Source organism: Psychrosphaera sp. 1_MG-2023, assembly GCF_030548245.1.
Classification (GTDB): Bacteria; Pseudomonadota; Gammaproteobacteria; order Enterobacterales; family Alteromonadaceae; genus Psychrosphaera; species Psychrosphaera algicola.
This window is the reverse complement of the sequence record NZ_JAUORW010000002.1, coordinates 39,596-52,100: the sequence shown is the minus strand read 5'-3', so window position 1 is coordinate 52,100 and position 12,505 is coordinate 39,596. Positions and strand designations below refer to the sequence as shown.

Here is a 12,505-nt window from a genome sequence, read left to right as displayed (position 1 = left end):
TCTAGTTCCCGCCTCCATTAAATCTGTCGCCACGGCCCGAACGGGACGGTTGTGGCTGATTAGTTGGACTTGAAGAGCCCGCGTTATAGCCATCTTCTGGACGATTAGACATCACAGGAGTCTGAATGTTTTGCTGCTGCATAATTTTATCCAGTGGCAAATACAACATGTTGCCACTGCCTTTTGTATCGACTAAAACTTTAGATGTATTTGCATACACTTGTTCCATCGTTTCTAGGTAAAGACGATTACGAGTCACTTCAGGAGACGCTTTGTATTCTGGAAGTAACTGCTCAAACTTAGCAACTTGACCCTGTGCTGATAAAATTTTGCCTTGTTTGTATGCCTCAGCTTCTTGACCCATTCGGTTAACTCGACCACGAGCACTTGGCTCAACTTCACTAGCATAAGCTTTAGCTTCGTTGATATAACGAATCTCATCTTCCTGCGCAGCGATAGCATCATCAAATGCATCTTTCACCTGTTCTGGTGGGCGTGCATCTTTAAAGTTGACGTCAACAACGCTGACACCGAGTTTGTATGGTTCAATAACTGTGTTTAATTCATCCCAAGTGTTGCGACGAACTGTTTCACGACCAGCTGTTAAGATGGCATCCATGTTTGAATGGCCAATTACCAGTCGTAACGCACTATCTGTAGCTTGACGTAAACTTGAGTCAGGATCAGGAGTAGAGAATAAGTAAAATTTCGGATCAATAACCTTATATTGAACTTCCATATCTACTTGAACGACGTTTTCGTCTTTCGTTAACATAAAGCCTGACGCTGGAATTGTACGAATAGTTTGTACATTCACAGGAATAACTTCTTGAATAAAGGTCATCTTCCACTGAATACCTGGATCAACTAACCCGGTGTATTCACCAAACGTTAAAACCACGCCTTTTTCAGCTTCTTTAATGGTATAAATACCAGAAAGTGCCCAAATACCTAAAGCCACAATCGCAATAAGTCCAAATCCAAATGGGCTCTGTGCTTTACCACCTTGATTGGAGGATTTACCACCAAACATGCCGTTAAAACGGTTGCCTAAATCTTTGAAAAGTTCATCCAAATCAGGAGGACCCTGATCTTTCCCACCGCGATTTTTCCACGGATCGTTGTCGTTTTTTCCCGGCTCGTTCCAGGCCATACCTTTCTCCAGTACCTATTAGTAATCAATAAATTATTAAATTCGCATCATAACGTGTAGTTAAAGACGAATATCAGTGAATGACACAAACATAACTCTATTTAGTCATCCAGTTGCCATTTTTCAATGGCATAGCTCATTTGTTTATTTAACTTTTGATGATCGACAGTGGTGATACGTACTTGTAGCACCCATTCACCCTTATCATTTATTTTTTCATCTAATATACCATTAAGTGCATAAAGTGCCGCTCTTAACTTACCCTCTGATGGTGGAATACACAAAGTGATATCCAACATAGAAAGGCCCAACAGCTCAGACATTGCGTCGAATAACAGGTCTAACCCCAATTTATTCTGTGCAGACAACCAAACTGAGATTGGCTTGCCTTCATCATCGCGTTCAATATGTGGTCGAATATCTTCTAACAAATCGACTTTATTAAATACCAGCAATTGCGGAATATGATCAGCGTCGATTTCTTTCAATACTTCTTGAACCTGCTCCATATTATCAGCACGGCGGGCATCTGCAACATCAACTACGTGCAACTGTAAATCAGACTCGCGAGTTTCTGTTAATGTTGCTTTAAATGCGGCAACGAGATCGTGTGGTAGATGGCGTATAAAGCCAACCGTATCAGCTAAAATAACTTCGCCTACGTCTTCAACTTCTATTTTTCGTAGGGTTGGATCTAATGTCGCAAACAATTGGTCAGCGGCATACACCTCGGCATTTGTTACCGCGTTAAATAATGTTGATTTACCGGCATTGGTATAACCAACTAATGACACTGTCGGCACCTCTGCTTTTTTACGTGAACGTCTACCCTGTTCGCGCTGCTTTGATACTTTTTCTAACCGTCCCAGAATGTGCGTTATACGAGCACGTAGTAGTCGTCTGTCAGTTTCTAACTGCGTTTCACCAGGACCACGAAGACCAATACCACCTTTTTGGCGCTCTAAATGAGTCCAACCGCGAATAAGCCTTGTAGAAATATGACGTAGTTGTGCAAGTTCGACCTGCAATTTACCTTCGTGTGTTCTTGCTCGTTGAGCAAAAATATCGAGAATAAGTCCTGTGCGATCTAAAACTCGGCACTTAAACAACGCTTCAAGGTTTCTTTCTTGGGAAGGCGATAAGGCGTGGTTAAAAATTACGATATCAGCGCCGTCACGTTGCACCGCATCAGCTATTTCTTGCGCTTTGCCGGTGCCAACATAATATTTTGCGTCTGGTGAGCGTCGCGTTGTTGTTATAACGCCTAACGAAGAAACGCCGGCAGATGACACTAATAGACCAAGTTCTTCTAAGTCTTCTCGGTCGTTTTCATTGGAAAAGTTCACGTGAACAAGGATTGCTTGTTCACCGCCTTCATATCTATCAAACAAATGTATTTCCTGTTTTTAAAAAACACAAAAAGGAAATACATCGTATGACATATTTCCTTTATGGTATGCATTAATTTACCCGTGTAGGCGTAAGCCCTGGATAGGCATTTATTCTGCGTCTTCTCCACTACCTTGGTAGTGTGGATTTGTCTGGAAAGGACGAGCAGGCACTATCGTTGATATTGCGTGTTTGTAGACCATTTGACTTAAGGTATTTTTAAGTAAAATCACAAACTGATCAAAAGACTCCACTTGGCCCTGCAATTTAATCCCATTTACAAGATAAATTGATACAGGAATACGCTCACGTCGTAACGCATTTAAAAACGGGTCTTGTAAAGATTGCCCCTTAGCCATTGTTCATTCCTTATTGTTATTCTGTTATTTTTATACAAAATGTAGAACATGTTTAATGTCATGTTCTATGCAACCCCTTGTCATCGCCAACGTCTATTTTTCCTTAATATCACGTTATCGGGTGTTGCTTATGCAAGTTACCACAATATTATTGGGGTAATAACTTTAAATTCAAGTAAATCGATCAAATTTCAACCATTACTTCATAATTTAAGCAATATCTTCCTATCTACTTATAAGCTTAGCGAGTTTATCATTCGATGCAAGTTTTCTTTTTCTTTACCTATGCTTAGGTGCGTCACATCGGGCCAGCTTCGTAACCACGTGAGTTGCCTCTTAGCCAATTGACGAGTCGCTACAACGCCCCTGAAAATCATTTCATCCCAGTCATGTTTGCCGTCAAAATATTCCCACATTTGTCGATAGCCAACGCAACGCATGGAAGGTAAGTCTAAATGCAAATCGCCTCGTTCATAAAGCGACCTAACTTCTTGTTCAAAACCTTGTTCTACCATGTTCAGAAATCGTTGTTCAATTCGATGATGGAGCAATGTTTTGTCTTCACACATAAAAGCAAACTGCTTTACTTTATACGGTATCGGCTTTTTTTCTTTTTTCATTAATGCCGTCATCGTTTCACCACTAATTAGATAAATCTCATAGGCTCGGTTAATACGCTGCGGGTCATTAGGATGAATACGTAAAGCGGATTCTGGATCAATTTCAGCTAACTTTTGATGCACACCTTCCCAACCAATTTTACTTGCCAATTGCTCAATCTCAGCTCGGGTTTCGGCTTGGGCGACAGGTAATGTCGATATTCCGTCAATCAGAGATTTGTAATACATCATAGTGCCGCCCACTAAAATTGGCGTTTTACCATTTTGGTATGCCGACTCAATTTCCTTCAATGCATCTCGACAAAAGTCAGCAGCTGAATAAGTCTCTAATGGATCTAAAAAGCTGATTAACTGATGAGGATGCCGAGCTAATTCTTCGGCCGTTGGCTTGGCTGTTCCAATATCCATGTCTTTATAAATGAGGGCCGAATCCACACTTATCAGCTGGCCATTAATACGATCGGCTAATTCCATCGCTAAATCGGTTTTGCCCGAGGCTGTTGGCCCCATTATCGTTATGACCGGATATTGCACTGACTGGCTCATTTTAATTCACTAATTTGGTTAATATTGCAGAAGCAGAGAGTTTAGCTGAATGTTGTAGCACATTGACATCAAGACTCCCGTTTTTAATATATTCATTAAATGTTGTACGGATCTGTTCACCTGAAATTGGCTGCGCACTGGTTTGTTTTAAGATATTTACAAGTATCGTCTCGGTTAACGTTTCCGTTGCCATTAAATTTTCAAAAAAACGAGGCAATGTTCGACCGACTTCCGAGGACCGTAAGACACTTGGCACTTGCTTAATGATAATGTATTGCCCGTGTAATTTTGTTTCAAAGCCACTGTTTTTAAGCTGTTCAATATGCTGCGAACACCATTGTAGTTCGTCTTTTGTTAGCTTTAATCGAACCGGCACCAATAAAGGTGCTGGTGTCAGATTGATTGGCGTTGCTGGATTTAGCTTCATCGTCGATAACATATCAAACAAATAGAAGGTATTTTGCCAAATAAAATAGACATACCTGTCTTGTTCGATATAACAAATGGACAGTAGGTTGTTGGTAGGCGTATTAATCTCGGCAACACTGTCTCTTAGTCCACGTTCTGACGTCGGAACTTGCTGATGATGCGCATCGGTATCTGCGGTTAGCTCGTCCACAGAATTCGCAAAATTATCAAATGCCTGGCGCTGACGATTAGAAATTTGCACTGAATGACCATGGTTCATTCTAGGTTTTTGCGCAGTAGGTGCATATTCGTTGTCTGCACGCTCATTTACTCGCCTAATTGCTTCATCCCCAACCGGCAACTCTCCATCACTCTCGTTTCTTTGTTCAGAGCCTTCCGCTGCTCCTGTAAACAAAGAGCCTTCAGCCTCACTCGGTAAAGAGCCTTCAGCGTCTCTTTTAAGCAAAGAGCCGTCAGCGTCTCTTTTAAGCAAAAAGCCGTCAGCGTCTCTTCTAAATAAAGAGCCTTCAGCTGACTGGGGTTGATCATCAAGTGAAGTCAAACACGATTTTTGAATTTCAGTCTGCTCAAATGCTTTTTGATAATCATCAGGGGCAGATCCCAACCCGCCTTCCAATTTTGTTCCGTCACCCTTACCCGTTTCAGGTAACTGGTAAAAATGTTCAATTGCTTCCTGCACTGTGCGCACAACCAGATCATGAATAAGACGCGAATGGTGGAACCTAACCTCATGTTTGGCTGGATGTACATTCACGTCAACATCAGTCGCTGGCAAATTTACCGTAATGACATATTCCGGCTGTTGCTCCGAATGCAACGAATCGCCATAACCTTGGCGTATTGCATGTTGCAACAATTTGTCGCGCATCATACGGCCATTTACAAACGCATATTGCGATGGGTTAACACCTGCGCAAAGCTCAGGTTGATTAACCCAAACCGATATTTCAACGTCATCATACTGCAAATATCCATACTGACATTGATCTACAAACCTTTGGTTAATGACTTCGGCCAACCGACCCGACATTTGTTGTTGCCAATCAGACTCGTTACCTTGTCCTCGGTATCGTTTAATTGTTTTACCATTATGTTTGAGTACAAAACTAATCTCAGGCCGACTCATCGCGATTCGTTTTATTAACAATTCAATATGGTTAAATTCAGTTTTGTCAGCTCGAAGAAATTTGCGACGTGCAGGCGTATTAAAAAAGAGATCTAGCACTTCAATACTGGTGCCATTTGGATGTGCCGCAGGTTTAACCGCCACGGCCATGTTTAGACCTTCAGCACTTGCTGCCCAGGCTTCGTTTTGACTTTGTGGTTTAGATGTTAAAGTCAACCGAGAAACCGAGCTAATAGAGGCTAACGCTTCGCCTCTAAAACCCAAACTGTGAATTGCTTCCAAGTCGTCAAGGCAGCTAATCTTGCTTGTTGCATGTCGTGACAATGCCAATGCAAGTTCGTCTTTGACAATGCCTTTACCATTATCACGGATCAAAATGCGTTTCTGACCGCCACGATCTATTTCCACTTCCACTTTAGTGGCGCCAGCATCTAACGCGTTTTCAACTAACTCTTTTACAACTGACGCGGGACGTTCGACAACTTCGCCAGCCGCAATTTGGTTAGCTAATTGCGGTGGTAATATTTGAATAGGCATGGATCAGACTTATGATTGCGGAATGGACAAAACTTGACCCACACGGATCATATTTGACTTAAGTTTATTGGCTTTTTTAATCGATGAAATAGAAACATTATAACTTTGTGCTACTAACGACAAAGACTCGCCACTTTTTACTTTGTGTTTAAGATCTTTAGTCCGCGCGAATAATGTGCCGTCTGGTGGATTATGTTTAAAATAACCACGCACTGCTTTGAAAATAGAATTAGCTAATCTTGATTGATGCCAGCCATTCGTTAACAGTTTTTCTTCTTTTAGATTAGAAATAAACCCTGTTTCAACTAATATGCTTGGAATATCAGGTGATTTAAGCACCCCTAAACTTGCCGCCTGTGGCGAGCGTTTGTGCAATTTTGTAATCGACTTTAATTCACTTAAAACGCTATTGGCCACACCATGCGCTTGATCCATCGAATGATCCATCGACATATCAAGTAACGTTCGCGCTAAATATCGCTCCGACGTCGTATTTTTAATGACTTCCGCCGCACCACCTAATAATTGTGAATGCTTCTCTTTTTGCTCTAACCACTTACCTATTTCTGAATTAGCCCGTCGTAAATTAAGAACCCAGACAGATGCACCATTTGGTTCTGGCGAAGTGAATGCATCGGCGTGAATTGAAATTAAAAGGTCGGCATCAGAGTCTCGCGCCTTTTCAGTTCGTTTATGGACGCTTAAATAATAATCGCCCGTACGCGTCATTACGGCCCGCATTCCGGGCTCTTTGGTAATTAAATCTTCTAATTTTTTCGCAATACCTAATGTAACTCGTTTTTCATAGTTGCCTCGACCGCCTATTGAGCCTGGATCTTCACCACCATGACCTGCATCAATCGCAATAACAATGTCTCGGTCAGTTTTGAATTGTTTTTTGGTGTGCGCCACTTTCGCCACGGAATCAACTAAATCAATAACCAGCCGGTCGCTATATGGCGCGGTTGGTTTTAAGGCAAAAATCATGGCTTCAACTTTTTTATTTAAGTCGAGCACTAAACGAGCATCACCTTTCTTTTTAGGTGTACTGGTACGCACTGTATTTAACAGATTGGTATCTTTTGCAAGATCAGTTAACACTGCACTGATTTTTGTATCATGCAAATCAATAACCAGTCGTTCAGGGTTGTTCAAAGTAAAATAGCTGTATTCAACAGGTTTAGATAAGTCTAGTACCACGCGAGTAGAATCTGGAGACGGCCATACTCGAACATTTTTGACATCTATTGCAGCAGACACGCAAGCGCTCCCAATCACCAAAATAGTAATGACTAGGTTTTTCATTATTTGAAAACTTTTCACAAGCTGCATAGTGTTGTTTAAATCTCGTCTTTCAATCGTTGTAAAATTGTCTCACCTAACTCAGTACCGGCCTTGAATGTCACTTCGCGTTGTTGTTCTGCGTATTGCAATTCAATAACTAGATCTGGTTTAGGCAGTAAACCTGCGCCCTTTTCTGGCCACTCGATTAAACATACGGCGTGATCATTCAAATAATCCCGAAATCCCATATATTCGAGCTCTTCTGGCTCCGACAGGCGATATAAGTCAAAGTGATACGCATTCAATCCCGATAACTCATAAGGTTCAACCAAGGTATAAGTTGGACTCTTTACATTGCCGTTATGCCCTAACCCTTGAATGACACCACGACTAAATGTCGTTTTTCCTGCTCCCAAGTCGCCATGCAAAAATATAATTGTTGAGCTCGTTAATGACTTTGCCAGTCGACAGCCCATAACAACAGTTGCATCTTGATCAGGTAAAATTTCTGAATATATTTTTATCACTTGTATCGACCAATAGTAAACACTTACATCGTAGTTTAATTAACGTTAATTACCGTTACATCATTACTACGTCAAACTGATCTTGATTATATAACGACTCAGTTTTAACTTTAATCTGTTTGCCAATAAAAACTTCAAGCTCCGCAAGGTTATGATATTCATCATTAACCAGTGACTCTGCTACCGTTGGCGAAGCATAAACAACAAACTTATCGGCGTCATAAGCGCGATTTACGCGCACTATTTCGCGTAATAATTCAGCACAAATCGTCTCTACGGTTTTCACATAACCACGACCATTACATGCTGGGCATTCACCACAAAGCACATGTTCAAGGCTTTCACGTGTACGTTTACGCGTCATTTCAACTAATCCAAGCGCGGAGAAGCCATTAATATTGGTTTTAGAACGGTCTTTAGATAAAGCAACTTCTAAACTGTGCAAAACACGGCGGCGATGGTCTTCGCTTTCCATGTCGATAAAATCGATAATAATGATGCCGCCAAGATTTCTCAATCTTAATTGCCGAGCAATCGCTTGAGTCGCTTCGCTGTTGGTATTAAAAATTGTATCTTCTAAACTGCGATGACCAACAAACGCCCCTGTATTAACATCAATTGTTGTCATCGCTTCAGTTTGGTCAATGATCAAATATCCACCTGATTTTAATTCGACCTTTTTATCCAACGCTCGTTTGATTTCAGATTCGACATCAAACATATCGAAAATAGGACGTTCACCCGGATAATATTCTAACTTGTCGGTGATCTCTGGACAAAATTCATCGGTAAACGCCCTGAGTTCGCCAAACATTAATTTTGAGTCGACTCGTACTCGCTCTAGTTCATTGGCGATAAAATCTCTAATCACCCTAAATGCTAAACTCAAATCTTCATGCAGTACTGACTGGTGGCGAGTCTTCTTTTTCTTTTTGATGATCTTGCCCCACAGCTTTTTAAGAAAAACGGCGTCCTGTGCAAGTTCATCTGCATGGGCACCCTCAGCGGCCGTGCGAACAATAAAACCACCGTTCCCTTCTTCATAATGAGATTCAACAATGGTTTTTAAGCGTAATCGTTCTTCGTCTTTTTCTATACGTTGCGAGACACCTACATGTTTTGCGTCAGGCATAAATACCAAATAACGAGACGGCAACGTAATATCTGTCGTTAGCCGTGCCCCTTTGGTTCCGAGTGGGTCTTTAACCACTTGCACAATAATTTTTTGGCCTTCACGAACCAATTCAATAATGTCTCGTGTCGTTGTTAAATGAGATTTAATTTGGTCTTTTTCGTCGTCGTAGGTGATGATGTCCGACGCGTGCAAAAAGGCAGCTTTTTCTAATCCTATATCCACAAACGCGGCTTGCATACCCGGTAAAACACGACTTACCTTACCTAAATAAATGTTGCCAACAATGCCCACTGTACTTTGGCGTTCTAAATGCAATTCTTGCAGCATGCCATTTTCTACCTGGCCGACTCGTGTTTCACTCGGGGTAACATTTATTAAAAGTTCAATGCTCATTGGTCTAATATTTCCTGCAATGCGTGTTCTAATTCAACGAGTGGTAATCCAATGACAGCCGAAACACTGCCAGAAATACGGGTTACAAACTTACCACCAATGCCTTGAATCGCATATGAACCTGCTTTATCAACGGGTTCTTGAGTTTGCCAATAACGAATTATTTCGTCGTCGGTTAAAGTTTTAAACAGCACGTCGGTTGTTACAACTTCCGTTACGACTTGCTGATTTTTTATAATGCAAAAACTGGTCATTACTTGATGTGTACGACCCGACAGTTTTTGTAAAATTTGTAAACTGTCATTTAAGTCGACAGGTTTACCTAAAATTTCATTGTCACATACAACCGCCGTATCAGACCCGATAACAATATCATCGATATTCCCTAACTCTTGAACTTTTACCGCTTTACTCTTAGCTAAGCGAGTAACGTAGTCAATTGGCAATTCATTCTTGTAGGGCGTTTCATCAATGTCGGCTGCGGCGATGTCAAAATCGTCAACGATATAGGCTAATAATTGTTTACGCCTAGGCGACTGACTTGCTAATACGATTCGCATTTTTATCTAACTCTAAATTTACGGCGATAGCCACGCAATACTGGAAATAGCCAAAGCCAAAATAGCGAGCTTGTGATCACTGGATACATTTGCTCTGCCGACAGATGTACGTCCAATAGGAATCGATTTAACCAAAAAATAATAATGTGATACAGAACTAAAAACACACCAATTAATATGGCTTGTTGCCAAACAGAAAAGTTTCGCAGTTTTTGAAAATTACTCGCCGTCACGAAAACAACCACAGAGAGTGCCAGCGCATGTACGCCGAGCACAGTACCGAGTAAAATATCCAGTAAAAAACCAACAACCCAGGCCGTACCTATGTTAACTCGATGCGGTAAAGCGATTGTCCAATATAACAACACAAGCGCAAGCCAATCTGGTCGAAATGACTTAATGGCTAGTGGGAGTGGCATAATGCTTAAAATAATAGCCGCTAAAATACTTAATGATATATACCACCAAGCGGAGCGAAATACGCGTGTCATTGGTCACTTTCCCGATCATTTGTATCTTGCCATAGCAGTAATACGTGTTTAAGACGGTCCACCTGCGCGATTGGACGTGCCACGACTTGCATAAATGGCTTAGTAACATCTGGTGATATTTGGGTAATTTCGGCAACAGGATAACCATCAGGAAAAACCCCGCCAAGACCAGAAGTAATTAACTTATCACCTACCTTTACATCGGTATTGTGCGATAAATTAGACAATTCCATTTTAGTTAAGTTGCCTGAACCGGTAAGTATTCCACGAATATCGTTACGCAAAACTCGAATTGGGATAGCGTGCGTTTGATCGGTAATCAAAATAACCCGCGACGTGGTATTTCCAACTGAGGTAATTTGTCCAACCACCCCTAAGTCGTCTAATACCGGTTGCCCTATAAAAACATCGTCAGTCAACCCCTTGTCGATAACAACATTATGAGCAAATGGATGACTTGCAACAGAAATAATTTCGGCAACTTGTTTGCGGGAGTCACTGCGTAGATTTGTTTTTAATAGCGATCGGAGTTTGTCATTTTCAGTTTTCAGCATTTCGTATTGCTGTAACTTTTGATTTTGCAGAAGTTGTAATTTTCGTAGTTTTTGATTTTCTTCAAGCAACGAGTTTTTACTTGCCAAATGGGTAGCAAAGCTATCAATTGTGCTTTCAGGCAGAGACGCCAAATATTGAATTGGCGATACCACAGTAATCAAAAAGCTCCTGATCTGTTTAGAGCCCTCAGTGCGGGTATCAGCAACCATTGCAATGACACTAAATATCAATGCAAATAACATTCTTAATGATAATGATGGCCCAGCACCGAATATTGGATTCATAACCCTACTTAAACTAAAACGGCAGTGGAAACTGCCGTCTATTTATAACTAAAAAGCACCGCTACGATTAATCGTAGCTAAATACATCTCCACCGTGAACATCGATCATCTCTAGTGCTTTACCACCACCACGTGCAACACACGTTAGTGGATCGTCAGCAATGATAACTGGGATCCCGGTTTCTTCCATTAACAAGCGGTCTAGGTCACGTAAAAGTGCACCACCACCGGTTAATACCATACCGCGTTCTGAAATATCAGACGCTAATTCTGGCGGTGACTGTTCTAAAGCAACCATTACCGCGCTCACAATTCCTGACAACGGTTCTTGTAATGCTTCAAGTATTTCATTGGAATTAAGCGTAAATGAACGAGGTACACCTTCCGCTAAGTTACGACCTCGAACTTCTAGTTCTTTAACATCACTCGATGGATACGCAAAACCAATTTCTTGCTTGATCCGTTCAGCGGTTGCTTCACCAATTAAGCTTCCGAAATTGCGTCGAACATAATTGATAATTGCTTCATCAAAGCGGTCACCACCGATGCGAACTGAAGAAGAATAGACAACACCGTTAAGCGAGATAATTGCAACTTCTGTTGTACCACCACCAATATCAACAACCATTGAACCCGTTGCTTCAGAAACAGGTAAACCTGCACCGATTGCCGCGGCCATTGGTTCTTCAATTAAAAATACTTCACGAGCCCCAGCACCTAGTGCCGACTCTTTTATCGCACGTTGCTCAACTTGTGTCGCGCCACATGGCACACAAACCAAAACACGCGGAGACGGGCGTAAAAAGTTATTGCTGTGCACTTGTTTGATAAAGTGTTGTAGCATTTTTTCGGTAACATAAAAATCGGCAATAACACCGTCTTTCATAGGACGGATTGCTTTAATATTTCCAGGCGTACGACCTAACATTCGTTTTGCTTCGGTCCCCACTGATGCGACACTTTTTGGTCCACCAGCTCGTTCCTGACGAATTGCTACAACCGAAGGTTCGTTTAGAACAATACCCTGATCTTTTACATAAATTAACGTATTTGCCGTACCAAGGTCGATCGACAGATCGTTTGAAAACATACCGCGCAAACTCTTAAACATGGCGCT

Annotated in this window: 12 protein-coding genes; all 12 read right to left on the bottom strand. The window is 41.5% G+C overall.

The features are described 5' to 3' along the window. Position 1 precedes the first annotated feature (1 nt). The 12 genes from hflK to Q4575_RS01850 all read right to left on the bottom strand — a co-directional run bounded on the left by hflK (position 2) and on the right by Q4575_RS01850 (position 12,499). On the bottom strand, positions 2-1,153 hold the full coding sequence (hflK, locus tag Q4575_RS01905; RefSeq protein ID WP_215963254.1) for an FtsH protease activity modulator HflK: 1,152 nt from the start codon (positions 1,151-1,153) through the stop codon (positions 2-4). A 101-nt stretch (positions 1,154-1,254) separates the two neighbouring features. Beyond that, the gene (hflX, locus tag Q4575_RS01900; protein ID WP_303521162.1) at positions 1,255-2,544 is read right to left on the bottom strand and encodes a ribosome rescue GTPase HflX; all 1,290 of its coding nucleotides are present in this window, start codon (positions 2,542-2,544) and stop codon (positions 1,255-1,257) included. A gap of 108 nt (positions 2,545-2,652) precedes the next feature. Further along, positions 2,653-2,901 (bottom strand): RNA chaperone Hfq, encoded by a 249-nt coding sequence (hfq, locus tag Q4575_RS01895; RefSeq protein WP_215963252.1) that lies wholly within the window; start codon positions 2,899-2,901, stop codon positions 2,653-2,655. A 233-nt stretch (positions 2,902-3,134) separates the two neighbouring features. Beyond that, complete coding sequence (miaA, locus tag Q4575_RS01890) at positions 3,135-4,067, bottom strand: tRNA (adenosine(37)-N6)-dimethylallyltransferase MiaA (protein WP_303521161.1); 933 nt, start codon at positions 4,065-4,067, stop codon at positions 3,135-3,137. Position 4,068: 1 nt separating this feature from the next. Next, on the bottom strand, positions 4,069-6,159 hold the full coding sequence (gene mutL / locus Q4575_RS01885) for a DNA mismatch repair endonuclease MutL (protein ID WP_303521160.1): 2,091 nt from the start codon (positions 6,157-6,159) through the stop codon (positions 4,069-4,071). A gap of 9 nt (positions 6,160-6,168) precedes the next feature. After that, positions 6,169-7,419, bottom strand: a complete 1,251-nt coding sequence (locus Q4575_RS01880; RefSeq protein WP_303521159.1) for an N-acetylmuramoyl-L-alanine amidase — start codon at positions 7,417-7,419, stop codon at positions 6,169-6,171. Positions 7,420-7,499: 80 nt separating this feature from the next. Next, a complete protein-coding gene (gene tsaE / locus Q4575_RS01875) occupies positions 7,500-7,967 on the bottom strand; it encodes a tRNA (adenosine(37)-N6)-threonylcarbamoyltransferase complex ATPase subunit type 1 TsaE (protein WP_303521276.1) in 468 nt (155 codons plus the stop codon). Positions 7,968-8,025: 58 nt separating this feature from the next. Continuing rightward, positions 8,026-9,498 (bottom strand): ribonuclease G, encoded by a 1,473-nt coding sequence (rng, locus tag Q4575_RS01870; RefSeq protein WP_215963248.1) that lies wholly within the window; start codon positions 9,496-9,498, stop codon positions 8,026-8,028. Then, positions 9,495-10,064 (bottom strand): nucleoside triphosphate pyrophosphatase, encoded by a 570-nt coding sequence (locus tag Q4575_RS01865; RefSeq protein WP_303521275.1) that lies wholly within the window; start codon positions 10,062-10,064, stop codon positions 9,495-9,497. Before Q4575_RS01865 ends, rng begins: the two co-directional genes overlap by 4 nt. Continuing rightward, positions 10,061-10,549 (bottom strand): rod shape-determining protein MreD, encoded by a 489-nt coding sequence (gene mreD, locus Q4575_RS01860; RefSeq protein WP_215963247.1) that lies wholly within the window; start codon positions 10,547-10,549, stop codon positions 10,061-10,063. Before mreD ends, Q4575_RS01865 begins: the two co-directional genes overlap by 4 nt. Continuing rightward, the gene (gene mreC, locus Q4575_RS01855) at positions 10,546-11,388 is read right to left on the bottom strand and encodes a rod shape-determining protein MreC (protein WP_303521157.1); all 843 of its coding nucleotides are present in this window, start codon (positions 11,386-11,388) and stop codon (positions 10,546-10,548) included. Before mreC ends, mreD begins: the two co-directional genes overlap by 4 nt. Before the next feature lie 67 nt (positions 11,389-11,455). After that, the gene (locus Q4575_RS01850; protein ID WP_215963245.1) at positions 11,456-12,499 is read right to left on the bottom strand and encodes a rod shape-determining protein; all 1,044 of its coding nucleotides are present in this window, start codon (positions 12,497-12,499) and stop codon (positions 11,456-11,458) included. Positions 12,500-12,505: the final 6 nt, after the last annotated feature.